At 42.4% G+C, this 23,892-nt stretch carries 25 protein-coding genes, 2 tRNA genes and 1 other RNA gene; 22 read left to right on the top strand and 6 right to left on the bottom strand.

Annotated features, from left to right (window positions below; all coding sequences use genetic code 11):
- Window positions 1–13: 13 nt before the first annotated feature.
- Together trhA and M1G01_RS04130 are read right to left on the bottom strand one after the other, a co-directional pair.
- Window positions 14–661 carry a PAQR family membrane homeostasis protein TrhA gene (gene trhA / locus M1G01_RS04135; RefSeq protein ID WP_001097972.1) on the bottom strand — a complete coding sequence of 216 codons (648 nt, stop codon included), beginning with the start codon at window positions 659–661 and terminating at the stop codon, window positions 14–16.
- Entirely contained in the window at window positions 658–1,104 is a 447-nt protein-coding gene (locus M1G01_RS04130; protein ID WP_049550340.1) for a DUF1836 domain-containing protein, read from the bottom strand. Before M1G01_RS04130 ends, trhA begins: the two co-directional genes overlap by 4 nt.
- A gap of 134 nt (window positions 1,105–1,238) precedes the next feature.
- On the opposite strand from M1G01_RS04130, the gene M1G01_RS04125 reads away from it, so the two are divergent.
- The 7 genes from M1G01_RS04125 to trxB all read left to right on the top strand — a co-directional run bounded on the left by M1G01_RS04125 (window position 1,239) and on the right by trxB (window position 5,594).
- The gene (locus M1G01_RS04125; RefSeq protein ID WP_247931233.1) at window positions 1,239–1,733 is read left to right on the top strand and encodes a GNAT family N-acetyltransferase; all 495 of its coding nucleotides are present in this window, start codon (window positions 1,239–1,241) and stop codon (window positions 1,731–1,733) included.
- Window positions 1,730–2,245, top strand: a complete 516-nt coding sequence (locus tag M1G01_RS04120) for a methylated-DNA--[protein]-cysteine S-methyltransferase (RefSeq protein ID WP_247931232.1) — start codon at window positions 1,730–1,732, stop codon at window positions 2,243–2,245. The genes M1G01_RS04125 and M1G01_RS04120 overlap by 4 nt, the downstream gene beginning before the upstream one ends.
- Before the next feature lie 12 nt (window positions 2,246–2,257).
- Window positions 2,258–2,614, top strand: coding sequence for an arsenate reductase family protein (locus M1G01_RS04115; protein ID WP_042902495.1), 357 nt, complete (start codon window positions 2,258–2,260; stop codon window positions 2,612–2,614).
- A 156-nt stretch (window positions 2,615–2,770) separates the two neighbouring features.
- Window positions 2,771–3,571: an amino acid ABC transporter permease gene (locus M1G01_RS04110; protein WP_033584997.1), complete on the top strand. Its 801-nt coding sequence runs from the start codon at window positions 2,771–2,773 to the stop codon at window positions 3,569–3,571.
- Window positions 3,571–4,314 (top strand): amino acid ABC transporter ATP-binding protein, encoded by a 744-nt coding sequence (locus M1G01_RS04105; RefSeq protein WP_125397927.1) that lies wholly within the window; start codon window positions 3,571–3,573, stop codon window positions 4,312–4,314. The genes M1G01_RS04110 and M1G01_RS04105 overlap by 1 nt, the downstream gene beginning before the upstream one ends.
- Before the next feature lie 78 nt (window positions 4,315–4,392).
- Entirely contained in the window at window positions 4,393–4,617 is a 225-nt protein-coding gene (locus tag M1G01_RS04100; RefSeq protein WP_042767743.1) for a DUF4059 family protein, read from the top strand.
- A 65-nt stretch (window positions 4,618–4,682) separates the two neighbouring features.
- Complete coding sequence (gene trxB, locus M1G01_RS04095; RefSeq protein WP_247931231.1) at window positions 4,683–5,594, top strand: thioredoxin-disulfide reductase; 912 nt, start codon at window positions 4,683–4,685, stop codon at window positions 5,592–5,594.
- A gap of 36 nt (window positions 5,595–5,630) precedes the next feature.
- On the opposite strand, the gene rlmB is transcribed toward trxB, so the two are convergent.
- Complete coding sequence (gene rlmB, locus M1G01_RS04090; protein ID WP_084860118.1) at window positions 5,631–6,359, bottom strand: 23S rRNA (guanosine(2251)-2'-O)-methyltransferase RlmB; 729 nt, start codon at window positions 6,357–6,359, stop codon at window positions 5,631–5,633.
- A 44-nt stretch (window positions 6,360–6,403) separates the two neighbouring features.
- On the bottom strand, window positions 6,404–7,015 hold the full coding sequence (def, locus tag M1G01_RS04085) for a peptide deformylase (RefSeq protein WP_001272958.1): 612 nt from the start codon (window positions 7,013–7,015) through the stop codon (window positions 6,404–6,406).
- A 155-nt stretch (window positions 7,016–7,170) separates the two neighbouring features.
- On the opposite strand from def, the gene M1G01_RS04080 reads away from it, so the two are divergent.
- From M1G01_RS04080 to M1G01_RS04055, 6 genes are all read left to right on the top strand, one after another.
- Window positions 7,171–8,490: a CapA family protein gene (locus tag M1G01_RS04080; protein ID WP_000415548.1), complete on the top strand. Its 1,320-nt coding sequence runs from the start codon at window positions 7,171–7,173 to the stop codon at window positions 8,488–8,490.
- A 23-nt stretch (window positions 8,491–8,513) separates the two neighbouring features.
- Complete coding sequence (locus M1G01_RS04075) at window positions 8,514–9,341, top strand: Cof-type HAD-IIB family hydrolase (RefSeq protein ID WP_247931230.1); 828 nt, start codon at window positions 8,514–8,516, stop codon at window positions 9,339–9,341.
- A gap of 1 nt (window position 9,342) precedes the next feature.
- Window positions 9,343–9,978, top strand: a complete 636-nt coding sequence (locus M1G01_RS04070) for an SGNH/GDSL hydrolase family protein (protein ID WP_125417956.1) — start codon at window positions 9,343–9,345, stop codon at window positions 9,976–9,978.
- A gap of 58 nt (window positions 9,979–10,036) precedes the next feature.
- Window positions 10,037–10,384: a transfer-messenger RNA gene (ssrA, locus tag M1G01_RS04065) on the top strand.
- A gap of 71 nt (window positions 10,385–10,455) precedes the next feature.
- Window positions 10,456–10,543, top strand: a tRNA-Ser gene (locus M1G01_RS04060).
- Between the two features lie 79 nt (window positions 10,544–10,622).
- On the top strand, window positions 10,623–11,582 hold the full coding sequence (locus tag M1G01_RS04055; RefSeq protein WP_000721422.1) for a hypothetical protein: 960 nt from the start codon (window positions 10,623–10,625) through the stop codon (window positions 11,580–11,582).
- Between the two features lie 181 nt (window positions 11,583–11,763).
- Here the strand turns inward: M1G01_RS04055 and M1G01_RS04050 are convergent.
- A tRNA-Ser gene (locus M1G01_RS04050) sits at window positions 11,764–11,851 on the bottom strand.
- Window positions 11,852–12,012: 161 nt separating this feature from the next.
- Here M1G01_RS04050 and M1G01_RS04045 point away from each other — a divergent pair.
- The 4 genes from M1G01_RS04045 (at window position 12,013) to M1G01_RS09670 (ending at window position 18,006) form a co-directional block, all read left to right on the top strand.
- A complete protein-coding gene (locus M1G01_RS04045) occupies window positions 12,013–12,753 on the top strand; it encodes a DeoR/GlpR family DNA-binding transcription regulator (RefSeq protein WP_000920661.1) in 741 nt (246 codons plus the stop codon).
- Window positions 12,750–13,661 (top strand): 1-phosphofructokinase, encoded by a 912-nt coding sequence (gene pfkB / locus M1G01_RS04040; RefSeq protein ID WP_000640770.1) that lies wholly within the window; start codon window positions 12,750–12,752, stop codon window positions 13,659–13,661. The genes M1G01_RS04045 and pfkB overlap by 4 nt, the downstream gene beginning before the upstream one ends.
- Complete coding sequence (locus M1G01_RS04035) at window positions 13,658–15,613, top strand: PTS fructose transporter subunit IIABC (RefSeq protein ID WP_000701475.1); 1,956 nt, start codon at window positions 13,658–13,660, stop codon at window positions 15,611–15,613. Before pfkB ends, M1G01_RS04035 begins: the two co-directional genes overlap by 4 nt.
- A gap of 86 nt (window positions 15,614–15,699) precedes the next feature.
- Window positions 15,700–18,006, top strand: a complete 2,307-nt coding sequence (locus tag M1G01_RS09670; RefSeq protein ID WP_345773257.1) for a DNA translocase FtsK — start codon at window positions 15,700–15,702, stop codon at window positions 18,004–18,006.
- A gap of 44 nt (window positions 18,007–18,050) precedes the next feature.
- On the opposite strand, the gene M1G01_RS04025 is transcribed toward M1G01_RS09670, so the two are convergent.
- Entirely contained in the window at window positions 18,051–18,479 is a 429-nt protein-coding gene (locus M1G01_RS04025) for a DUF6556 family protein (RefSeq protein WP_247931228.1), read from the bottom strand.
- Between the two features lie 137 nt (window positions 18,480–18,616).
- On the opposite strand from M1G01_RS04025, the gene M1G01_RS04020 reads away from it, so the two are divergent.
- The 5 genes from M1G01_RS04020 (at window position 18,617) to M1G01_RS04000 (ending at window position 23,883) form a co-directional block, all read left to right on the top strand.
- Window positions 18,617–19,759 (top strand): cysteine desulfurase family protein, encoded by a 1,143-nt coding sequence (locus M1G01_RS04020; protein WP_247931226.1) that lies wholly within the window; start codon window positions 18,617–18,619, stop codon window positions 19,757–19,759.
- Between the two features lie 8 nt (window positions 19,760–19,767).
- Complete coding sequence (gene thiI, locus M1G01_RS04015) at window positions 19,768–20,982, top strand: tRNA uracil 4-sulfurtransferase ThiI (RefSeq protein WP_247931225.1); 1,215 nt, start codon at window positions 19,768–19,770, stop codon at window positions 20,980–20,982.
- 136 nt (window positions 20,983–21,118) lie between these two features.
- The gene (locus tag M1G01_RS04010; protein ID WP_001016817.1) at window positions 21,119–21,943 is read left to right on the top strand and encodes an alpha/beta hydrolase; all 825 of its coding nucleotides are present in this window, start codon (window positions 21,119–21,121) and stop codon (window positions 21,941–21,943) included.
- 20 nt (window positions 21,944–21,963) lie between these two features.
- Window positions 21,964–22,704 (top strand): esterase family protein, encoded by a 741-nt coding sequence (locus tag M1G01_RS04005; protein WP_247917164.1) that lies wholly within the window; start codon window positions 21,964–21,966, stop codon window positions 22,702–22,704.
- A gap of 12 nt (window positions 22,705–22,716) precedes the next feature.
- Window positions 22,717–23,883 carry an ATP-grasp domain-containing protein gene (locus M1G01_RS04000; protein WP_247931224.1) on the top strand — a complete coding sequence of 389 codons (1,167 nt, stop codon included), beginning with the start codon at window positions 22,717–22,719 and terminating at the stop codon, window positions 23,881–23,883.
- The last annotated feature ends 9 nt before the right edge of the window (window positions 23,884–23,892 follow it).

The raw sequence follows: 23,892 nt of genomic DNA, 5'->3' as shown, positions 1-23,892 counted from the left end.
ATTCTCAACTTTTTTACATGTAATAAACAATGGCGATGTACTGAAGTGCAGACGCAGCTAAGATAAAGAGATGCCAGATCATGTGGAAATAAGGTTTTTTCTTAGCGTAAAATCCAGCTCCAACTGTATAACAGAGTCCGCCAGTTACCATGAGACTCCAAAAAATTGGTGTTGTTTGACTGATAATGGCAGGAATGATAGCCAGAACCAACCAGCCCATGATCAGGTAAAGGGCAAGGCTGAATTTCTCATTGACCTTTTTAGCAAAGATTTTATAGAGGATGCCAAAGATGGTCGTTCCCCACTGAATGGCAATAATCAGATAGCCAAACCAGTTATTCATCAAAGTCAATACGACCGGCGTATAAGAGCCTGCGATAGCCACATAAATCATAGAATGGTCGATGATTCGCAAGACGTATTTGTGGGTCGAACCATAGGCCATAGAGTGGTAAATGGTTGACGAGAGGAACATGAGAAAGAGACTGATAACAAAGATTGAAACACCAAAAGATGATAAAAATCCGTGTGCTTCATAACTATAGGTGGATGAAATAGGGAGCAAGATGAGCATGATAACGGCACCCACAGCATGGGTCACGCTATTGGCAATCTCCTCTCCAAAACTGAGTTTTTTACTGAGCTTTAGACTGGTATTCATTGGATTTCCTCCTCTTCTTTGATAAGGATTAAGTCTAGAGTTTGATGATAGAGTTTAACCGTTTGACAGCTAGTTTGGATAATAGGATTTTCTGGATCAATCCCATGGTTCATGTAGTCTACAAAAGCATCGTAGAGCTGGTCTGAGCTCGCTTGAGTTTGCAGAGTATTGAGGGTCTGAGCGATTTCTTGGATCGAAAAGACAGACTTGAGAGTGGTGATGGCAATCAAACGGGCAATCTGTCTGCGTTGGTATTTTTTCTTGTCTGGCTTTGTCAGGTAACCATGTTTGACATAGTTATTGACCATGGATGCTGTTAGTCCCTTGTCTTTATCTGGAGAGATAGGGGCACAGACTTGATTGACATAAAGCAAAACCTGATCCAGATAGAGGTCAATATTTGGAATGTCTTCCCATTTTGGGTAGGAAAAGTTAGAATTCATTTCCAACTCCTTTTTATCTAGTTTTGATAACTAGATTATAAAATAATAAAAAACAAAAGTCAAGTTTCAACTGCTTGTAGAAAGCTTTAAATTATGCTATGATGAGAGAAAATAATTAGAAATGAGGGGAAAAGATGGAGATTCGTTTAGCTTTTCCAAACGAAGTAGATGCGATTATGCAGGTGATGGAGGATGCTAAAAAGTGCTTAGCCAAGTCCGGTAGTGACCAGTGGCAAAATGGCTATCCAAATGCCGACATCATTATCGATGATATCATCTCAGGTCAAGCTTATGTGGCCTTGGAAGAAGGAGAACTGCTAGCTTATGCTGCTGTGACCAAGAGCCCAGAGAAATCCTATGAAGCCATTTATGAAGGGAGTTGGCAGGGGGGAGAATCAGAATATCTGGTCTTTCACCGTATCGCTGTTGCAGCAGATGTCCAAGGACAAGGTGTTGCTCAGACTTTCCTAGAAGGCTTGATTGAAGGTTTTGATTATCTAGATTTTCGTTCAGATACGCATGCAGAAAACAAGGCTATGCAGCATATCTTTGAAAAGCTAGGCTTCCAACAGGTTGGTAAAGTTCCAGTTGATGGGGAACGTTTGGCCTATCAGAAATTAAAAAAATGAATCAGAATAAGTACGCAAAAATGCTCTATCTGTCGCCAATTGGAACCTTATCCTTAGTTGCTGACAAGCAATATCTGTATGGAATTTGGGTACAGGATCAAACTCATTTTGAGAGGGGAATCGCTGGAGATAGTATAGAAGTAGTTAAGAAACATCCTGTCCTAGACCAGGTTATTTCCTATTTAGATACCTATTTCGAAGGCAGTGTTCAGGATCTATCAGACTTACCTTTGGCTCCTATTGGAACAGATTTTGAAAAGCGAGTCTGGACTTATTTACAGGCTATTCCTTATGGTCAGACAGTGACTTATGGACAAATAGCGCAAGACTTGCAAGTAGCTTCTGCCCAAGCAATTGGCGGAGCAGTGGGGCGCAATCCTTGGTCCATACTCGTTCCCTGTCATCGTGTGCTAGGGTCAGGCAATCGCTTGATAGGCTATGCATCGGGAGTCGAAAAGAAAGCCTGGCTCTTGCAACATGAAGGTGCAGCATTTCAAGAAAATAAAGAATAGAAAGAAAAGAAGATGTTAGAATTTATCGAATACCCAAAATGTTCAACTTGTAAGAAAGCAAAAAATGAATTAGATCAACTTGGACTGGAATACCAAGATGTCCACATCGTAGAAGAAACCCCAAGTGAAGACGTGATTTTAAACTGGTTGGAAACTTCCGGTTTTGAAGTGAAACAATTTTTCAATACCAGCGGGATCAAATATCGTGAACTGGGCTTGAAAGATAAGGTGGGAAGTTTGTCAAAACAAGAAGCAGCCAAGCTTCTAGCGAGTGATGGGATGTTATTGAAACGTCCAATTTTGGTGGAGAATGGTGCTGTTAAACAAATCGGCTATAGAAAACCCTATGAGAACTTAGGTTTGAGATAGTTTTTATTTATCTCCTTGATAGGTAAAATATATAGCCTCCCTGTTTTAAAGTGTGATAAACTAGAAGATAGACAAAGTCTGAGTAGCCCGTAGCAAATAATTTGCTTGCGAGCAGAAGTATGATAGAATGAATCATTATCAGGAGAGGATGTTTTTATGACTGTTACAACATTTTTAGCATCAGATTGGTACCAAAGTTTGATGCAACTCATTCCGGATGGTAAGCTCTTTAGTTTGCGTTCGGTCTTTGATGGAATTCCAAGGATTGTCCAACAACTGCCTACAACCTTGATGTTGACGCTTGGAGGTGCACTCTTTGGTTTGCTACTTGCCCTGATTTTTGCCATTGTTAAGATCAATCGTGTTAGGATTTTATATCCCTTGCAAGCCTTTTTCGTCAGCTTCTTAAAAGGTACCCCAATCCTAGTTCAACTTATGTTGACCTACTACGGAATTCCTTTGGCACTGAAAGCTATCAACCAACAATGGGGAACTGGTCTCAATATCAATGCGATTCCAGCGGCACTTTTTGCGATTGTGGCCTTTGCTTTTAATGAGGCGGCTTATGCAAGTGAAACGATTCGTGCAGCTATCCTTTCTGTTAATCCAGGTGAGATTGAGGCGGCGCGTAGTCTGGGTATGACTCGAGCTCAAGTTTATCGTCGTGTGATTATTCCAAATGCGGCCGTTGTGGCGACACCGACTTTGATCAACTCCCTTATCGGTTTGACCAAGGGAACTTCTCTAGCCTTTAGCGCAGGTGTTGTGGAGGTCTTTGCCCAAGCACAGATTTTAGGTGGAGCTGATTATCGCTATTTTGAACGTTTCATCTCCGTAGCCCTTGTCTATTGGGTAGTCAATATCGGAATTGAAAGCCTCGGCCGTTTCATCGAGAGAAAAATGGCTATCTCAGCACCGGATACAGTGTCTACAGATGTGAAAGGAGACCTTCGTTAATGATTAAGATTTCGAATTTAAGCAAATCCTTTTCAGGACAGACAGTCTTGAATCATCTGAACTTGGATATTCAAAAAGGTGAGGTAGTGGCTTTGATTGGTTCATCTGGAGCTGGGAAATCAACCTTTCTTCGTAGTTTGAACTACCTTGAAACTCCAGATAGTGGAACGATTCAGATTGACAATTTTAAAGTTGATTTTTCGCAGATTAGCCAAGAAGAGATCCTAACCCTTCGTCGCAAGTTGTCCATGGTTTTCCAACAGTTTAATTTGTTTGAACGCCGAACTGCTCTTGACAATGTCAAGGAAGGTTTGATTGTCGTTAAAAAATTATCGGACGAGGAAGCAACAAAAATCGCTAAGGAAGAGTTGGCCAAGGTTGGTCTTTCTGACCGTGAAAACCATTACCCTCGCCACTTATCAGGTGGGCAAAAGCAACGGGTTGCCCTCGCGCGTGCGCTTGCTATGAAACCAGATGTCTTGCTCTTGGACGAACCCACTTCAGCCCTCGACCCAGAATTGGTCGGTGAGGTAGAAAAGTCTATTGCTGATGCTGCCAAGTCAGGTCAGACCATGATTTTGGTCAGTCACGATATGTCTTTTGTAGCCCAAGTGGCAGACAAGGTTTTATTCCTAGATAAAGGAAAAATCATCGAGTCCGGCACCCCGGATGAAATCATCAATCATCCGAAAGAAGAACGAACAAAAGAATTCTTCGCTAGTTACAAACGGACTTATATTTGATATAATAGAAAAAAGGAAAACTCAGTTAGTTGGACTAGCTGAGTTTACTCTTTAAAAAAGATAGAAACGAGAGAGATCATGCTACTGCATCTATTTTCTTTGTATTTCGAGAGTTTGATCTTAACGGCCATCCTTGTCGTGATTTTTCTGGGGATTTGGATTGGGTTGAGAGCCATGTCTGGTGTGGACAAGACAGCCAAAGCTCGCCAAGCTCATCTCTATGATATGATTATGATTGGAGTTTTGGTCGTTCCGGTATTATCCTTTGCCGTCATGAGTTTGCTCTTGGTTTTCAAGGCATAATCCTTGCGTGACTAGCAAGAATGAGTTAGAATAAAGATAGTTACAACAAGAAAGAAGGAATCGAAATGTACGATACGATTATTGTCGGTGCTGGACCTGCGGGAATGACCGCTGCCTTATATGCTGCTCGAAGCAATCTGAAAGTGGCTTTGATTGAAGGTGGTCTGCCAGGAGGGCAAATGAATAACACATCTGATATTGAAAACTATCCAGGTTATGCTAATATCAGTGGACCTGAATTGGCTGAAAAGATGTTTGAACCACTTGAAAACCTTGGAGTGGAGCATCTTTATGGCTATGTTGAAAATATTGAAGACAAGGGTGACTTTAAGAAGGTAATCACTGATGATCAAGTTTACGAAACCCGTACTGTCATCGTGGCAACTGGGTCAAAACACCGTCTTTTGGGAGTTCCCGGAGAAGAAGAACTGAACAGTCGAGGTGTTTCTTACTGTGCGGTCTGTGATGGAGCTTTCTTCCGTGACCAAGACTTGCTCGTAGTCGGTGGTGGAGATTCAGCGGTAGAAGAAGCCCTCTTCTTAACTCGCTTTGCCAAGACTGTTACCATTGTTCACCGCCGAGATGAACTTCGTGCCCAAAAGGTTTTGCAAGACCGTGCTTTTGCAAATGAGAAAGTCAACTTTATCTGGGATTCTGTTGTCAAGGAAATCAAAGGTGAAAACCGAGTAGAATCTGTCGTATTTGAAAATGTGAAAACAGGTCAAGTAACAGAACAAGCCTTCGGTGGTGTCTTTATCTATGTTGGTTTGGATCCTGTTAGCGATTTTGTTAAAGAATTGAATATCCAAGACCAGGCAGGCTGGATTGTGACAGATAATCACATGAAAACTGCCGTTGACGGTATCTTTGCAGTTGGAGATGTTCGCCAAAAAGATCTTCGCCAAGTGACAACAGCAGTTGGAGATGGAGCCATCGCTGGTCAAGAAGCCTACAAGTTTATCACCGAACATAGTTAAGAAAAAAGTTTCCAATCAAGTGATTGGAAACTTTTTTTATAGTCGGTTTCGGAAAACTTCGTACATGAGAATGGCTGCAGCAACACTTGCATTGAGACTTTGAACATGTCCATTCATGGGAATGGTAATCATCTCATCGACCTGTTTTTTGATGTTGCTCGAGATGCCTTTTCCTTCATTTCCGATGATGAGGGCGATTTTCCCTTTTGTATTCCACTTGTGGCAAGGAGTACCGTTCATATCCGTTCCAAAGGTCCAGAAGCCTTCAGCCTTGAGTTTGTCTAGGGTTTGACTGAGGTTGGTAACTCGCGCAATCGGTACATGCTCAATAGCACCTGTGGCCGTTTTGGCAACGACAGGAGTCACTCCGACAGCACGGTGCTTGGGAATGATGACACCTGAAACATTGGTCGCATCAGCAGTCCTTAAGATAGAGCCTAAGTTGTGAGGGTCAGTTAGACCATCCAGAATCAACAGAAGTGGATTTTCTTCTTGTCGTGTTTTGACAAGGATGTGATCCAGCTCGCTATAGGCAAATTCGGACACTCGTAGAACAAAACCTTGGTGGACAGCGCCTTCGGTCATTTCAGACAGGGATTTTTTTGAGATCCAAGAGATGGAGACCTTTTTCTCAGCAGCCAGTTCCTTGACTTTCTCAACATTCTTACCTCGGAGATCATCTTGGAGGTAGAGTTTATTTCCAGTGTTTGCAAGGAGGGCTTCTGTAACGGCGTGGACGCCATAGACAATATCATTTGTTTTCATGCCTCTATTATAACACAAAACCCCGTCTTGCAACGGGATTTTCTTTATTCCAGAATCAGTAAACCATCTTTAACAGCAAATGGATCTTTTTCATTGATACGATCGTAAAACATGATTCCGTTTAGATGATCAATTTCATGTTGGACAACGATAGAGTTGTAACCTTTGAGCTTGATACGGTGTTTTTCGCCGTCCTTGTCAAAGTAATCAACAGTGACGCGGGCATGGCGAATAACATAGCCAGGTACGTTTCGGTCAACAGAAAGGCAACCTTCTCCTTCGCCAAGAGCAGCATCTTGAACAGAGTGAGAGACGATTTTTGGATTGTACATAACAGCTTGCAAGTCGTAGGCTTCCTGTGGAGTTTCACCTTCTTCCACAATATTTGGCACTAAAACAGCGATAATGCGTTTTGAAATATCGAGTTGGGGAGCAGCCAGCCCAACACCACCGCGGAGCCCCATTTTCTCAGCCATAACAGGATCTTGGGAATGTTTGAGGAATTGCATCATCTTTTCGCCAAGGATGATTTCCTGGTCAGACAGTGGGAAAGTAACTTCCTCAGCAACTGCGCGAAGAGTTGGATTCCCCTCGCGGATAATATCGTTCATATCAATTAAGTGAGCAGCTTTTGTAATACGTTCTATTGCAGACATTTTCTCTCCTTTCATTACCTCTACATGATAACACAAAATAGGCGAGAAAGAAAGTCGCAGAAGTTCCTAAAAAATAATATAATAAACGGTATTCCTCTTTTGTCTGTGGTATAATAAAAGAAAAGACTTGCACCAAAAGGCAAGGGGGAATAAAGATGGAAAAGCGACAAGATAGACGGTCTCAGGGCTCTCTTTATGGAGTGTGGAGAACTAGTGTGGATTTCTTTCGGAATTATAAATCCTGGACCAATGCCCAGTTTATTATTGTGTTATTGCTTGCAGTTGCCTTATCCATGGGGGGAAACTTATTAGTTCGAGCAGTACAAGGTAGTAAGGGAACGAGTCCTAGTAATCAAACTCTTGATTCTGCAAGTACTTCCAGTCAATCCAAGGAAAATCAGTCTGGTGAAACGACGGCACGTATCATGGCAAATGGTGACCTTCTCTACCATATCCCCATCTACCGAACAGCTCTTAAAGAAGATGGAACCTATGATTTCCATGAAAATTTTGAGTATGTAAAACCTTGGCTCAAGCAAGCTGATTTAGTAATTGGTGACTTTGAAGGAACGGTGAACAAGGACCACTATTTGGCAGGTTATCCTCTCTTTAATGCACCAGGGGAAGTCATGGATGCAATCAAGGATGCAGGCTACCAAGTTCTAGACTTGGCTCATAATCACATTTTGGATTCTCAAATTGAGGGAGTGGTTTCAACAGCTCAAGCTATTGAAAAGGCAGGAATGACACCCATCGGAGTCTACACACATGAATCCCGTGACCAAGCCCCTATAGTCATCAAGGAAGTCAATGGTATCAAGGTAGCTCTCCTGGCCTATTCCTACGGTTTTAATGGCATTGAGCAGTATATCTCTCAAGAGGACTATAATCGCTATCTTTCTGATTTGAATGAAGATAAGATGAAGGCAGAAATCGAGCGTGCTGAGAAGGAGGCGGATATTACTGTCATCATGCCTCAGATGGGAATTGAGTACCAGCTAGAACCAACGGAAGAACAGAAAACACTGTACCACAAGATGATTGACTGGGGAGCTGATATTATCTTTGGAGGGCATCCTCACGTCGTTGAACCTGCTGAAACAGTTGAAAAAGATGGTGACAAAAAACTGATCATCTACTCCATGGGAAATTTCCTCTCAAACCAGCGCATTGAAACCATGCAAGATGAGGAAAATGCCAAGTGGACGGAGCGCGGTGTTCTCATGGATGTGACCATTAAGAAAAAAGATGGCAAGACTAGGATTGAAACGGCCAAAGCGCATCCTACTTGGGTCAATCGAACACCCAAAGGGACTTACTCTCCAGAAGGTTATCCGCTCTTCCTCTATCAGACCTATATCCTAGAGGACTTCATCGAGGGAGGCAGTCACCGTGACAAGTTGGACGAGGCGACCAAGGAACGAATTGACACGGCCTATAAAGAAATGAATGAACATGTAGGGTTGAAGTGGTAGGTACTCGCCCTAAAGGAGATATGATGACGATTAAATTAATTGCAACAGACATGGATGGAACCTTGCTAGACCCGAGGGGGCAGCTAGATCTGCCCCGCTTGGAAAGGATTTTAGATCAGCTGGATCAAAGGAATATCCGTTTTGTCATTGCGACCGGGAATGAAGTTCACCGTATGAGGCAATTACTAGAACACTTGGCGAGTAGAGTGATCTTGGTTGTTGCTAACGGTGCTCGGATATTTGAGTATGATACATTACTTCAGGCCCAGACTTGGGATGATGCTATGGTTGACAAGGCTCTCCTTCATTTTAAAGGGAGAGAGTGTCGAGATCAGTTCGTCGTCACTTGTATGAACGGGAGTTTTGTCAAGGAAGGGACTGTTTTTACAGACCTAGAAAAATTTATGACACCAGAGATGATTGAGAAATTCTATCAACGAATGAATTTTGTGGAAGACTTGCAAGCTGATCTCTTTGGAGGAGTTCTAAAGATGAGCATGGTCGTTGGTGAAGAACGTTCTAGTTCAGTTTTGCAGGAAATCAATGACCTCTTTGATGGTCATGTAAGGGCTGTTTCTAGCGGTTATGGCTGTATCGATATCCTGCAGGCTGGGGTTCACAAGGCTTGGGGATTGGAAGAATTACTCAAGCGCTGGGATTTGACATCAGAACAAATTATGGCTTTTGGTGATAGCGAAAATGATGTTGAGATGTTGGAGATGGCTGGAATTGCCTATGCTATGGAAAATGCTGATGATGAGGCCAAGGCAGTTGCAACAGCCCTAGCTCCAGCTAACAGCCAAGGGGGCGTTTATCAGATTCTAGAAAAGTGGTTAGAGAAAGAGGGATAAGGTGGCAGTACAGTTATTAGAAAATTGGCTTCTAAAAGAGCAAGCAAAGATTCAAACCAAGTATCGTGAACTCAATCAGATTTCTCTTTTAGAACCAGATATGATTTTTATCGGCGATTCGATTGTAGAATACTACCCTTTGCAAGAGTTACTCGGGACTGCCAAGACGATTGTTAATCGAGGCATCCGAGGTTACCAGACGAGATTGTTATTAGAGAATTTGGATGCCCATCTTTATGGTGATGCTGTCGATCAAATTGTTCTCCTAATTGGGACAAATGATATTGGAAAAGATATTCCCATGAATGAAGCCTTGGATAATCTTGAAGGTGTAATCCAATCGATTGCCCGAGATTATCCGCTGTCACAAATAAAGCTCCTTTCGATTCTACCGGTCAATGAAGGAGAAGAATACAAACAGACTGTTTATATCCGAACCAATGAAAAGATTAGAGAATGGAATCAAGCCTATGAGGCTCTAGCATCCGCCTATATGCAGGTAGATTTTGTGCCGATTTATGATAGTTTGACAGATTCAAAAGGACAACTTCAATCAGCCTATACAACGGATGGCCTCCATCTAAGTGTAGCCGGTTATCAAGCTTTATCAGATGCTTTGAAAACGTATCTGTTCTAAAGAATTGGCTTGATTTTGCATTTTTTTTGAAGATAGGTTATAATAGTTCTAACATCCTGGGGTCGTTACGGATTCGACAGGCATTATGAGGCATATTTTGCAACCCGTGTGGCGACGTAAACGCTCAGTTAAATATAACTGCAAAAAATAACACTTCTTACGCTCTAGCTGCCTAAAAACCAGCAGGCGTGACCTGGTTTGGATTGCTCGTGTTCAATGACAGGTCTTATGATTAGCGAGATACGATCAAGCCTTGTCTAGTGGTTTGATAAGAGATTAATAGACTCGCAGTTCCTAGGCTTGAGTTATGTGTCGAGGGACTGTTAAAACAATACATAACCTATGGTTGTAGACAAATATGTTGGCAGGTGTTTGGACGTGGGTTCGACTCCCACCGGCTCCATTATGAACAGGTATACAGTAGATTTTTTCCAAATTGTATCCTTCGTTGTATCCTATTTATTCTAGTGTGTTAGTGGAGAATTACTCAAGAGGCTGAAGAGGACGGTTTGCTAAATCGTTAGGTCGGGTAACTGGCGCGGGGGTTCGAATCCCCCATTCTCCGTTAGATAAACCCAGTGTTTTTCTAAACAAATCTGCTTGGAGGTGGTCTCCAAGAGTAAATTTTCATAATGAGGTGAAACATGAAAAAGATCAAGTTACTAAGTATCTTAGCACTTTCGACGGTTGTCTTGGGTGCATGTTCTGTATTTTCTAATCAGTCATCTGAAGCTTCTTCTGATAACAAGGAGAATACAGAACAAGTTGAGAAGAAAGATGAAGCAGCAGAAGTTAAAGAAAAAGTTACAAAAGATGCTGAGATTCTCTTAGACTCAGTTCTTACTAGCGACTCTGCTCGATTTAAGAAGATTTATGGCGACACTTATGAAAAATGGACTGAGGCAGTATTTGCTGTACAAACAAGTGAAAAAATCAAAGAAGAAGGGCTTTCACCTGCGTCTACCTACTCAGTACAATGGCACAAAGATTTCCCTGTAGAAACTCCAGAAGAAACCATTTCAGGTTTCTTGAAGATGAGACGTAGATTATATCAAGATATCGGTTCTTACACTGTTAAAGACGTGAAGGTTGATGAATCAGGAAATACAGCGACTGTTACTTTCAACTCTAAGAAGTTACACTCTAAAGGATTGGCTTCATCTACAAGGGAAGTTCTCACTACTCTTATTGGAGGTGTTGATAACCTAGGTAAATACAATCAAGCTGGTTCAAACGTTGACATCAAGCGTTACCAAACATTGGTTTCTTACTGGATTTTTGAGCATCTATTCAAGAAAGATTTCTCAACCTACAGTGACGTTGACCCTAACTTAGCTCATACACCTTTCACTACTGGTGATTTTGATACTGAAATCAAATTAACAAAGGATAAGGATGGAAACTGGCTGATTTCTCAAGAAGATTACCGTACTTTGGCGACAGAGTTGCTTGATGATACAGAAGGTTATGATAAAATTGTCCGTAAAAACTCAACGAAGTCTAATGATAAATCAACAGACAAGTCTTCTGATAAATCTTCAAACAAATCCACTGATAAATCAACAGACAAATCTTCAGATAAAAAAGATAAAAGCAATATCTAATCTTTAGATTTAAAAGAAAAACAAGTAGTCAAAATAAACTACTTGTTTTTTTATGAATTAGGATAGGGAAGGATACAGAAAAATGTAATGTGATAGTTAGAGTAACTCAGCCTTTCATTTCTAGATATTGTTCTTAGAACGATAAAAAAACTGCATTGAGGTGCAGTTTTTCTTTTTTCTACGGAAGACATGGGATTCGAACCCACGCACGCTGTTACACGCCTACCGCGTTTCCAACACGGCCTCTTAAGCCTCTTGAGTAATCTTCCAATACTTACTCAAATAGTCTACCATAAAGCCACTTATCTTGCAATAAAAATTTTGGAAATAAGAAAAATGATAGAATTTGAAAGAAAATGATAAAAAATGCTTGACTTTGGTAGAGAATGTGCTAGAATGAATAGTGTAAACGATAACAGGAGGTGGTTTGGTGTTAAAAACTGAGCGGAAGCAACTGATTTTAGAGGAGTTAAATCAACATCATGTAGTTTCCCTAGAAAAATTGGTTAGTCTATTAGAAACATCAGAATCGACAGTACGAAGAGATTTGGACGAGTTGGAGGCGGAAAACAAGCTTCGCCGTGTTCATGGTGGAGCAGAACTACCTCACTCCTTGCAGGAAGAAGAAACCATCCAAGAAAAATCTGTCAAAAACCTTCAAGAGAAGAAGTTACTGGCTCAAAAAGCAGCCTCTCTTATCAAGGAACAAGATGTTATCTTTATTGATGCTGGAACGACAACTGCTTTTTTAATCAAGGAATTGGTTAATAAGAATATTACAGTTGTAACTAACTCCATTCACCATGCGGTTCAGTTGGTTGAAAAACAGATTCCAACTGTCATGGTTGGAGGAAGTGTCAAAATGGCAACAGATGCATGTATCGGTGGTGTTGCTCTTAACCAAATCAATCAATTGCACTTTGACCGTGCCTTTATCGGGATGAATGGTGTGGACGATGGTTATTATACGACTCCTGATATGGAGGAGGGAGCCGTGAAGCGTGCTATCTTAGAGAATGCCAAACAAACCTATGTCTTGGTGGATTCATCAAAGATTGGTCAAACTTGCTTTGCAAAGGTAGCACCACTTAAACGCGCTATTGTCATCACAAGTCAAGGGCATGAGCTCTTGCAGGTTATTAAGAAGAAAACGGAGGTAATAGAAGTATGATTTATACAGTCACACTCAATCCATCCATTGACTATATCGTTCGCTTAGACAAAGTAGAAGTCGGTAGTGTCAATCGAATGGACAGTGATGATAAGTTTGCTGGTGGGAAAGGAATCAATGTTAGCCGTGTTTTGAAGCGCTTGGATATTCCTAATACTGCGACTGGATTTATCGGAGGATTTACTGGTAAATTTATCACAGATACTTTGGCAGAAGAGGAAATTGAGACACGTTTTGTCCAAGTAGCAGAAGATACTCGCATCAATGTCAAGATTAAAGCAGACCAAGAAACAGAAATCAACGGGACTGGTCCAAATGTGGAACCGGCTCAGCTAGAAGAGTTGAAAGCTATTTTGTCTAGTCTGACAGCAGATGATACGGTTGTGTTTGCGGGTTCGAGTGCTAAGAATCTAGGTAATGTTATTTACAAAGATTTGATTGCCTTGACACGCCAGACTGGTGCGCAAGTGGTTTGTGACTTTGAAGGACAGACCTTGATTGATAGTTTGGACTACCAGCCACTTTTGGTTAAACCAAACAATCACGAGCTTGGAGCTATCTTTGGAGTGAAACTCGAAAGTTTAGATGAAATCGAGAACTATGCTCGTGAGTTACTAGCTAAAGGTGCACAAAACGTCATCATCTCTATGGCTGGAGACGGTGCCCTTCTTGTCACATCTGAGGGAGCTTACTTCGCTAAACCTATCAAGGGAACAGTCAAAAATTCAGTCGGGGCTGGTGACTCTATGGTCGCTGGATTTACAGGTGAATTTGTCAAATCAAAAGATGCAGTAGAAGCCTTCAAATGGGGGGTAGCTTGTGGAACGGCAACGACCTTCTCGGATGACTTGGCAACAGCGGAATTTATTAAAGAAACATATGAAAAAGTTGAGGTAGAAAAACGATGAAAATTCAAGACCTATTGAGAAAAGATGTCATGTTGTTGGATTTACAGGCAACTGAAAAAACAGCTGTCATCGAAGAGATGATTAAAAGCTTGGTAGATCACGGTTATGTGACAGATTTTGAAACCTTTAAAGAAGGAATTTTGGCGCGTGAAGCTCTCACTTCCACTGGTTTGGGTGACGGAATTGCTATGCCTCACAGCAAGAACTCTGCTGTAAAAGAAGCGACCGTTCTTTTTGCTAAGTCAAACAAGGGTGTTGACTATGAGAGTTTGGATGGGCAACCAACTGATCTCTTCTTCATGATTGCGGCACCAGAAGGTGCTAATGATACTCACTTGGCAGCCTTAGCAGAATTGTCTCAATACCTGATGAAAGATGGCTTTGCGGATAAACTTCGTCAAGTAACTTCGCCTGATCAAGTGATTGAGCTCTTTGACCAAGCTTCGGAAAAAACAGAAGAAGCTGCTGTGGTTGAACCTGCAAATAAAGGTGGAGACTTCCTTGTAGCTGTAACAGCATGTACTACAGGAATTGCTCATACCTACATGGCACAAGAGGCCTTGCAAAAAGTTGCAGCTGAAATGGGTGTTGGTATCAAGGTTGAAACCAACGGTGCTAGCGGTGTTGGTAACCAACTAACTGCAGAGGATATCCGCAAGGCTAAAGCTGTTATCATCGCTGCTGACAAGGCTGTTGAGATGGATCGTTTCGATGGAAAACCTTTGGTTAACCGTCCAGTTGCAGACGGTATCCGTAAGACTGAAGAATTGATCAACTTGGCTCTTTCAGGAGACGCTGAAGTTTATCGTGCTGCTAATGGAGCAAAAGCTGCAACAGCATCTAATGAAAAACAAAGTATCGGTGGTGCTTTCTACAAACACTTGATGAGTGGTGTATCTCAAATGTTGCCATTCGTTATCGGTGGTGGTATCATGATTGCCCTCGCCTTCTTAATCGACGGAGCTTTTGGTGTGCCACAAGATAGTCTTGGCAATCTCGGATCCTACCATGAACTAGCTTCTATGTTCATGAAAATTGGTGGAGCAGCCTTTGGCTTGATGCTTCCAGTTTTTGCAGGATACGTAGCCTACTCTATCGCTGAAAAACCAGGTTTAGTAGCTGGTTTCGTTGCTGGTGCTATTGCTAAAGAAGGTTTTGCCTTTGGTAAAATTCCTTATGCTGCAGGTGGTGAAGCAACTTCTACTCTTGCAGGTGTCTCATCTGGTTTCCTAGGTGCCCTTGTTGGTGGATTTATCGCAGGAGCCTTGGTTCTTGCTATCAAGAAATACGTTAAAGTTCCTCGTTCACTTGAAGGTGCTAAATCTATCCTTATCCTACCGCTTTTCGGAACAATCTTGACAGGATTTGTTATGTTGGCTGTCAACATTCCAATGGCAGCAATCAACACTGCTATGAATGACTTCCTAGGTGGTCTTGGAGGAGGTTCAGCTGTCCTTCTTGGTATCGTTCTTGGAGGCATGATGGCTGTTGACATGGGTGGACCAGTCAACAAAGCTGCTTATGTCTTTGGTACAGGTACGCTTGCAGCGACTGTTTCTTCAGGTGGTTCTGTAGCTATGGCGGCAGTTATGGCTGGAGGAATGGTTCCACCACTTGCCATCTTTGTCGCAACCCTTCTTTTCAAAGATAAATTTACTAAAGAAGAACGCAACTCTGGTTTGACAAACATCATCATGGGCTTGTCATTTATCACTGAGGGAGCGATTCCATTTGGTGCCGCTGACCCAGCTCGTGCGATCCCAAGCTTTATCCTTGGATCAGCAGTAGCAGGTGGACTCGTTGGTCTTGCAGGAATCAAACTCATGGCGCCACACGGAGGAATCTTCGTTATCGCTCTTACTTCAAATGCCCTTCTCTACCTTGCCTCTGTCTTGGTTGGCGCAATTGTAAGTGGTGTGGTTTATGGTTACCTACGCAAGCCACAAGCATAAAATGGATTAGAATAGAAAGATTGTTACCATTTGGTGCAATCTTTTTCTCTATTCGAAATGGCTGTGAAATATGGTATAATAGAAGAATGGCAAACAAGAATACTACAAAAACAAGACGGAGACCGTCTAAAGCAGAACTTGAAAGAAAACAGGCTATCCAGAGGATGTTGATTTCCTTAGGAATTGCCTTATTGTTGATTATTGCAGCCCTCAAACTCGGCGCGGCAGGTGTCACTCTTTACAATCTCATTCGACTGGTGGTCGGAAGTTTGGCCTATGTGGCCATTGGTGCCCTCCTCATTTATCTTTTTCTATTTAAATGGATCCGCAAGCAAGAGGGACTTCTGTCAGGATTTCTCTGTATCTTTGCTGGCTTACTCTTGATTTTTGAGGCCTACTTGGTATGGAAATATGGCTTGGAGCAGTCAGTTCTAAAAGGGACCCTGTTTCAAGTTATGACGGACCTGACTGGTATGCGGGTGACTAGCTTCGCCGGTGGAGGCTTGCTTGGTGTTGGACTCTATATCCCCATATCCTTTCTTTTCTCCAATATCGGATCGTACTTTATTGGAGTTCTCTTGATTCTAGTTGGGGCACTCTTGGTTAGTCCTTGGTCTATTTATGATGTCGCAGCCTTTATTGGAGCTCAGTTCAGATCCTTCATGGAAAAACAGGAACAGAGAAAACAGGAACGCTTCATCAAGAGAGAAGAAGAGAAGGCTCGTCAAGAAGCTGAAGAAGCAGCCAGAATTCAGAGAGAACAAGAAGAACAGGATGCATTACCGCTTCCTCCTGTAGATCCTGAAACGGGAGAAATCTTATCAGAGGTACCAGACTACGATTTCCACCCAATTCCTGAGGAAGAATGGATCGAACCGGAGATTATCCTCCCTCAAACTGATTTTGACGTTCCAGATATGGAAGAAGACTTTGAGGATGAAGAGGTGCAGGTTGATTTTTCTGCCAAGGAAGCCCTTGAATACAAGCTACCAAGCTTGCAACTCTTTGCGCCAGATAAACCCAAAGATCAGTCCAAGGAAAAGAAGATTGTTCGAGAAAATATCAAAATCCTAGAAGAAACCTTTGCTAGCTTTGGTATCAAGGTGACGGTGGAACGGGCTGAAATAGGACCATCAGTTACCAAGTATGAAGTCAAGCCAGCAGTCGGTGTACGGGTTAACCGCATTTCCAATCTGGCAGACGACTTAGCGCTAGCTCTAGCAGCTAAGGATGTTCGGATTGAGGCTCCGATCCCTGGTAAATCCTTAGTCGGAATTGAAGTACCCAACTCTGAGATTGCGACCGTTTCCTTCCGTGAACTCTGGGAACAGTCTCAGACTAAACCAGAAAATCTCCTCGAAATTCCTCTAGGTAAGGCTGTCAATGGAACTGCTCGCACCTTTGAGCTTTCCAAGATGCCCCACCTACTCGTTGCAGGTTCGACGGGATCAGGGAAGTCAGTCGCAGTTAACGGTATTATCGCCAGCATTCTGATGAAAGCAAGACCAGATCAGGTCAAGTTTATGATGGTGGATCCAAAGATGGTTGAGTTATCGGTGTACAATGACATTCCTCACCTCTTGATTCCAGTTGTGACCAATCCACGCAAGGCCAGCAAGGCTCTGCAAAAGGTTGTGGATGAGATGGAAAATCGTTACGAACTCTTTGCTAAGGTTGGAGTACGAAATATCGCTGGTTACAATGCCAAGGTCGAGGAATTTAATAGCCAATCTGAGTACAAACAAGTGCCCCTGCCTTTGATTGTTGTCATTGTAGATGAGTTGGCAGATCTCATGATGGTGGCTAGCAAGGAAGTGGAAGATGCCATCATTCGTCTCGGACAGAAGGCGCGTGCTGCAGGGATTCACATGATTCTCGCAACGCAACGTCCATCGGTTGATGTTATCTCTGGTCTTATCAAGGCCAATGTCCCATCTCGTGTGGCTTTTGCAGTTTCATCAGGTACAGATTCGCGAACCATCTTGGATGAGAATGGAGCAGAAAAACTGCTTGGTCGAGGAGATATGCTCTTTAAACCAATTGATGAAAATCATCCAGTCCGTCTGCAAGGCTCCTTTATCTCGGATGATGATGTTGAACGTATCGTAAACTTCATCAAGGCTCAGGCTGATGCGGACTACGATGACAGCTTTGACCCAGGAGATGTTCCTGAAAATGAAGGAGATTTTTCTGATGGTGAAGCTGGTGGCGATCCGCTTTTTGAAGAAGCCAAGGCTTTGGTTATCGAAACCCAGAAAGCTAGCGCTTCGATGATTCAGCGTCGTTTGTCAGTTGGATTTAATCGTGCGACCCGCCTGATGGAAGAACTCGAAATGGCAGGTGTCATCGGTCCAGCTGAGGGAACCAAACCACGAAAAGTATTGCAACAATAAAAAAATAGCTTCTTTCCAAATTTGGAAAGAAGTTATTTTTGTGATTACTGGTTCGTTTTAGTTTCAGAACTCGTCGTATTTGACTGTGTTCCATTATCGCTTGTTTCTTTATTTGTAGCAGGTGTAGAAGGATCCTGAGTTGTTGTTTTCTTCTCTTCTTTTTTCTCCTCTTTTTTATTGGATTGAGAAGTTTCTTCTTGCGTGGTATTTTCTTTAGTAGAAGTGTTGTCCCTGTTAGGAGTAGTATTTTCCTGAGGGGCTTCCTTTTGAATTTCCTTGACAACAGTTGTTTGAGTTGTCGTCGGTTCTTTTTTGTTGTTTTTGTTATTGTCCATGGCGTTCATGATGGTGATAGTAGCGGTGATGAGACCAAGGATACTACCGATGGTAGCAATCGTTTTTTGAAAGACAGTAAATCCCTTTTTGATGTGTTCTGTTTTTGATTTATTAGAAGTTCTACGATAGTTAGACATGATACTCTCCTTTGATTATGATTTATTATACCTCATTTCTTTAAAAAAATCTTAAAAAAAGAGAAACCTCCCTTTCTTGTCGCAGGTCTCTTTTCGTGATACAATAGAAGGAGTGATTTTAGAAAGCGTGAGAAAACATGATCTACTTTGATAATTCGGCGACAACCAAGCCTTATCCTGAAGCACTTGAAACTTACATGCAGGTCGCTTCAAAAATTGTAGGAAATCCATCTAGTCTCCATCGTTTGGGAGATCAGGCAACACGAATTTTAGATGCTTCCCGGCAGCAAATTGCAGATTTGATTGGCAAGAAAAGTGATGAAATCTTCTTTACCTCAGGTGGTACAGAAGGAGATAACTGGGTCATCAAGGGTGTGGCCTTTGAAAAAGCCCAGTTTGGCAAGCACATTATTGTGTCAGCTATTGAACATCCAGCAGTCAAGGAATCAGCCCTTTGGCTTAAAAGTCAAGGTTTTGAGGTGGATATTGCCCCAGTTGATAGCAGAGGATTTGTGGATGTTGAGGCTCTAGCGAATTTGATACGACCTGATACGATCCTCGTTTCCATCATGGCAGTTAACAATGAAATCGGCTCTATCCAGCCTATTGAGGCTATTTCGAAACTGTTAGCAGATAAGCCAACTATTTCCTTCCACGTTGATGCAGTTCAGGCACTCGCTAAGATTCCGACAGAGGAGTATTTAACTGATCGAGTGGATTTCGCAACCTTTTCGAGTCATAAGTTTCATGGTGTCAGAGGTGTTGGCTTTGTCTATATCAAGTCTGGTAAGAAAATTACGCCTCTTTTGACTGGTGGTGGTCAGGAGCGAGACTATCGTTCGACAACTGAAAATGTGGCAGGGATTGCAGCGACAGCCAAATCTCTCCGTTTATCTATGGAAAAGTTAGATATCTTTACTAATAAGATAGGGCAGATGAAGGCAGTCATTCGTCAAGCCCTTCTGGATTATCCAGATATTTTTGTCTTTTCAGATGAGGAAGACTTTGCCCCTCATATCCTGACTTTTGGGATTAAGGGTGTTCGTGGTGAAGTCATCGTTCACGCCTTTGAAGACTATGATATTTTCATTTCCACAACCTCTGCTTGTTCGTCCAAGGCAGGAAAACCTGCGGGGACCTTGATTGCCATGGGAGTGGACAAAGATAAGGCCCAGTCAGCTGTGCGTCTAAGCCTAGACCTGGAAAATGATATGAGTCAAGTCGAGCAGTTTTTGACCAAGCTAAAATTAATTTACAATCAAACTAGAAAAGTAAGATAGGAGTATTTATGCAGTATTCAGAAATTATGATTCGTTACGGAGAATTGTCAACCAAACACAAAAATCGCATGCGTTTCATCAATAAACTTCGTAATAATATTTCAGACGTTTTGTCTATCTATCCTCAAGTTAAGGTAACCGCAGATCGCGACCGTGCCCACGCTTACCTCAATGGAGCTGATTATACAGCAGTTGCAGAATCGCTCAAACAAGTCTTTGGAATTCAAAATTTTTCTCCTGTGTATAAGATTGAAAAGTCAGTGGACGTTTTGAAGTCTGCTGTCCAAGAGATTATGAAAGCTATTTACAAGGAAGGGATGACCTTTAAGATTTCTAGTAAGCGTAGCGACCACAACTTTGAATTGGATAGTCGTGAACTCAATCAAACTCTCGGTGGAGCTGTTTTCGAGGCCATTCCAAACGTACAAGCTCAGATGAAAAATCCAGATATTAATCTTCAGGTTGAGATTCGTGAAGAGGCTGCCTATCTTTCCTATGAAACTTTTCGTGGAGCAGGAGGATTACCTGTGGGAAGTTCTGGTAAAGGTATGCTCATGTTGTCAGGAGGGATTGACTCACCTGTAGCTGGTTATTTAGCTCTTAAACGTGGTGTAGATATTGAGGCGGTCCACTTTGCCAGTCCGCCATACACTAGTCCTGGTGCCCTCAAGAAAGCCCACGATTTGACTCGAAAATTGACCAAGTTTGGTGGAAATATCCAGTTTATCGAAGTACCTTTCACAGAGATTCAAGAGGAAATCAAGGCTAAGGCGCCAGAAGCCTACCTCATGACCTTGACACGTCGTTTTATGATGCGCATTACCGACCGTATCCGTGAGGTACGAAATGGTTTAGTTATCATCAATGGGGAAAGTCTTGGTCAAGTAGCTAGCCAGACCTTGGAAAGTATGCAGACTATCAACGCTGTGACTAGCACTCCCATCATTCGTCCCGTGGTTACGATGGACAAGTTGGAAATCATTGACATCGCGCAAGAAATCGATACCTTTGAAATTTCAATCCAGCCTTTTGAAGACTGCTGTACTATTTTTGCGCCTGACCGTCCTAAGACCAATCCTAAGATAGAGAATGCAGAGCAGTATGAAAAACGCATGGATGTTGAAGGCTTGGTTGAGAGAGCAGTGGCTGGTATCATGATTACTGAGATTACACCTCAAGCTAAAAAAGATGAAGTCGATAACTTGATTGACAATCTCCTCTAATCAGAAAATCCAGAGGAATTCAGAAAAACAAATGAAAAAAGTTAGTTATTTATCCTTAAAATGGACAATTACTGACTTTTTTTCTATTTTTATGGTATAATGAGATAAAATTTTGAATATAGAGAGTTTTCTGACAATGAATCATTCCTACTTTTACTTAAAAATGAAAGAACACAAACTCAAGGTTCCTTATACAGGAAAAGAGCGTCGTGTGCGTGTTCTTCTGCCTAAAGACTACGAGAAAGACACCGACCGTTTTTATCCAGTTGTATACTTTCATGATGGGCAAAATGTCTTTTACAGCAAGGAGTCCTATATCGGACACTCTTGGAAAATTATTCCAGCCATTAAGCGAAATCCTGATATCAGTCGCATGATTGTCGTTGCTATTGACAATGATGGCATGGGACGAATGAATGAGTATGCAGCTTGGAAGTTTCAAGAATCTCCTATCCCAGGCCAGCAGTTTGGTGGTAAGGGTGTGGAGTATGCCGAGTTTGTCATGGAGGTGGTCAAGCCTTTTATCGATGAAACCTATCGTACCAAAGCTGATCGGCAGCATACGGCTATGATTGGCTCTTCACTAGGAGGCAATATTACCCAGTTTATCGGACTAGAATACCAAGACCGAATTGGTTGTCTAGGTGTCTTCTCATCTGCTAACTGGCTTCACCAAGAAGCCTTTAACCGCTATATCGAGCGCAAGAAATTGTCGCCTGAACAGCGCATTTTTATCTATGTTGGAACGGAAGAAGCAGACGATACGGACAAGACCTTGATGGCTGGCAATATCAAGCAAGCCTATATCGACTCGTCGCTTCGTTATTACCGTGATTTGATTGCAGGTGGAGTACACTTGGATAATCTTGTCTTGAAAGTTCAGTCTGGTGCCATCCATAGTGAGATTCCATGGTCGGAAAATTTACCAGACTGTCTTCGGTTTTTTGCAGAGAAATGGTAAGTTAAGAAAGGAGAAAGCCAATGCATATTGAAAACCTCAGCCACTGGAGTGGCAATCTCAACCGTGAAATGTATCTCAACCGTTATGGACATGCTGGGATTCCAGTTGTTGTTTTTGCTTCATCTGGTGGCAGTCACAACGAATACTATGATTTTGGCATGATTGACGCCTGTGCTTCCTTTATCGAGGAGGGCCGCGTCCAGTTCTTTACGCTATCCAGTGTGGACAGTGAGAGCTGGTTGGCCACTTGGAAAAATGGTCATGACCAGGCGGAGATGCATCGTGCTTATGAACGTTACGTGATTGAGGAGGCCATTCCTTTTATCAAGCATAAGACAGGTTGGTTTGATGGCATGATGACGACAGGTTGCTCAATGGGGGCCTACCATGCACTCAATTTCTTTCTCCAGCATCCAGATGTCTTTACCAAGGTGATTGCCCTCAGTGGTGTTTACGACGCGCGTTTCTTCGTTGGCGATTACTACAATGACGATGCAATTTACCAAAACTCTCCAGTCGATTATATCTGGAATCAAAACGACGGCTGGTTTATTGATCGTTACCGTCAGGCAGAAATCGTCGTCTGTACGGGCCTTGGTGCCTGGGAACAAGACGGTCTACCATCTTTCTACAAGCTTAAAGAAGCCTTTGACCAGAAACAAATTCCAGCCTGGTTTGCTGAATGGGGACACGATGTCGCCCACGACTGGGAATGGTGGCGTAAACAAATGCCCTATTTTCTTGGACGCCTGTATCTATAAAAGGAGTTGCCTATGAATTACCTTGTTATTTCTCCCTACTATCCGCAAAACTTCCAACAGTTTACCATCGAGCTAGCCAATAAAGGCATCACCGTTTTGGGAATTGGTCAGGAGCCCTACGAACAACTTGATGAACCTTTGCGCAATAGCCTGACTGAGTATTTCCGTGTAGATAATCTTGAAAACATAGACGAAGTCAAGCGTGCTGTTGCCTTTCTGTTCTACAAGCATGGACCAATCGACCGCATCGAGTCCCACAATGAATACTGGCTTGAGCTGGATGCAGCACTTCGTGAGCAATTCAATGTTTTTGGTGCCAAACCAGAGGATCTCAAAAAGACCAAATATAAGTCTGAGATGAAGAAACTTTTCAAAAAAGCAGGTGTCCCTGTGGTACCTGGTGCTGTTATCCAGACGGAAGCAGATGTGGATAAAGCAGTGAACGAAATCGGTCTACCAATGATTGCCAAACCTGATAATGGAGTGGGAGCGGCAGCAACCTTTAAGCTTGAGACAGAAGACGATGTAAATCACTTTAAGGCTGAATGGGACCATTCAACCGTTTATTTCTTTGAAAAATTTGTCACTTCTAGCGAAATCTGCACCTTTGACGGACTTGTGGACAAGGATGGCAACATCGTCTTTTCAACGACTTTTGATTATGCCCATACTCCACTTGATCTCATGATTTATAAGATGGACAATTCCTACTATGTACTCAAGGATATGGATCCAAAACTGCGCAAGTATGGCGAGGCCATTGTCAAAGAATTTGGAATGAGAGAACGCTTTTTCCATATCGAGTTTTTCCGTGACGGGGACGACTACATTGCCATTGAGTACAATAACCGTCCTGCAGGTGGCTTTACCATTGATGTGTATAACTTCGCTCACTCCTTGGACCTCTACCGAGGCTATGCGGCGATTGTCGCAGGAGAAGAGTTCCCAGAATCAGAATTTGAACCTCAATACTGTCTAGCTACATCACGTCGTGCAAATGCAAATTATGTCTATTCAGAAGAAGACTTGCTTGCTAAGTACAGCCAGCAATTCAAGGTCAAAAAAATCATGCCAGCAGCCTTTGCAGAGCTACAAGGGGACTACCTTTATATGTTGACCACTCCGAGTCGCCAAGAGATGGAGCAGATGATTGCAGATTTTGGTCAACGTCAAGAATAACGATTAGGA

Origin of the sequence: Streptococcus oralis (genome assembly GCF_023110055.1) — a bacterium.
GTDB classification, from domain to species: Bacteria; Bacillota; Bacilli; order Lactobacillales; family Streptococcaceae; genus Streptococcus; species Streptococcus oralis_BY.
The sequence above is the reverse complement of the archived record's forward strand: the minus strand, read 5'-3'. Positions and strand labels throughout refer to the sequence as shown.

Excerpts from the sequence above, each read along its gene's own strand:
- trhA (WP_001097972.1), bottom strand. The coding sequence starts at position 661 with ATGAATACCAGTCTAAAGCTCAGTAAAAAACTCAGTTTTGGAGAGGAG.
- M1G01_RS04130 (WP_049550340.1), bottom strand. The coding sequence starts at position 1,104 with ATGAATTCTAACTTTTCCTACCCAAAATGGGAAGACATTCCAAATATT.
- M1G01_RS04125 (WP_247931233.1), top strand. The coding sequence starts at position 1,239 with ATGGAGATTCGTTTAGCTTTTCCAAACGAAGTAGATGCGATTATGCAG.
- M1G01_RS04120 (WP_247931232.1), top strand. The coding sequence starts at position 1,730 with ATGAATCAGAATAAGTACGCAAAAATGCTCTATCTGTCGCCAATTGGA.
- M1G01_RS04115 (WP_042902495.1), top strand. The coding sequence starts at position 2,258 with ATGTTAGAATTTATCGAATACCCAAAATGTTCAACTTGTAAGAAAGCA.
- M1G01_RS04110 (WP_033584997.1), top strand. The coding sequence starts at position 2,771 with ATGACTGTTACAACATTTTTAGCATCAGATTGGTACCAAAGTTTGATG.
- M1G01_RS04105 (WP_125397927.1), top strand. The coding sequence starts at position 3,571 with ATGATTAAGATTTCGAATTTAAGCAAATCCTTTTCAGGACAGACAGTC.
- M1G01_RS04100 (WP_042767743.1), top strand. The coding sequence starts at position 4,393 with ATGCTACTGCATCTATTTTCTTTGTATTTCGAGAGTTTGATCTTAACG.
- trxB (WP_247931231.1), top strand. The coding sequence starts at position 4,683 with ATGTACGATACGATTATTGTCGGTGCTGGACCTGCGGGAATGACCGCT.
- rlmB (WP_084860118.1), bottom strand. The coding sequence starts at position 6,359 with ATGAAAACAAATGATATTGTCTATGGCGTCCACGCCGTTACAGAAGCC.
- def (WP_001272958.1), bottom strand. The coding sequence starts at position 7,015 with ATGTCTGCAATAGAACGTATTACAAAAGCTGCTCACTTAATTGATATG.
- M1G01_RS04080 (WP_000415548.1), top strand. The coding sequence starts at position 7,171 with ATGGAAAAGCGACAAGATAGACGGTCTCAGGGCTCTCTTTATGGAGTG.
- M1G01_RS04075 (WP_247931230.1), top strand. The coding sequence starts at position 8,514 with ATGACGATTAAATTAATTGCAACAGACATGGATGGAACCTTGCTAGAC.
- M1G01_RS04055 (WP_000721422.1), top strand. The coding sequence starts at position 10,623 with ATGAAAAAGATCAAGTTACTAAGTATCTTAGCACTTTCGACGGTTGTC.
- pfkB (WP_000640770.1), top strand. The coding sequence starts at position 12,750 with ATGATTTATACAGTCACACTCAATCCATCCATTGACTATATCGTTCGC.
- M1G01_RS04035 (WP_000701475.1), top strand. The coding sequence starts at position 13,658 with ATGAAAATTCAAGACCTATTGAGAAAAGATGTCATGTTGTTGGATTTA.
- M1G01_RS09670 (WP_345773257.1), top strand. The coding sequence starts at position 15,700 with ATGGCAAACAAGAATACTACAAAAACAAGACGGAGACCGTCTAAAGCA.
- M1G01_RS04025 (WP_247931228.1), bottom strand. The coding sequence starts at position 18,479 with ATGTCTAACTATCGTAGAACTTCTAATAAATCAAAAACAGAACACATC.
- M1G01_RS04020 (WP_247931226.1), top strand. The coding sequence starts at position 18,617 with ATGATCTACTTTGATAATTCGGCGACAACCAAGCCTTATCCTGAAGCA.
- thiI (WP_247931225.1), top strand. The coding sequence starts at position 19,768 with ATGCAGTATTCAGAAATTATGATTCGTTACGGAGAATTGTCAACCAAA.
- M1G01_RS04010 (WP_001016817.1), top strand. The coding sequence starts at position 21,119 with ATGAATCATTCCTACTTTTACTTAAAAATGAAAGAACACAAACTCAAG.
- M1G01_RS04005 (WP_247917164.1), top strand. The coding sequence starts at position 21,964 with ATGCATATTGAAAACCTCAGCCACTGGAGTGGCAATCTCAACCGTGAA.
- M1G01_RS04000 (WP_247931224.1), top strand. The coding sequence starts at position 22,717 with ATGAATTACCTTGTTATTTCTCCCTACTATCCGCAAAACTTCCAACAG.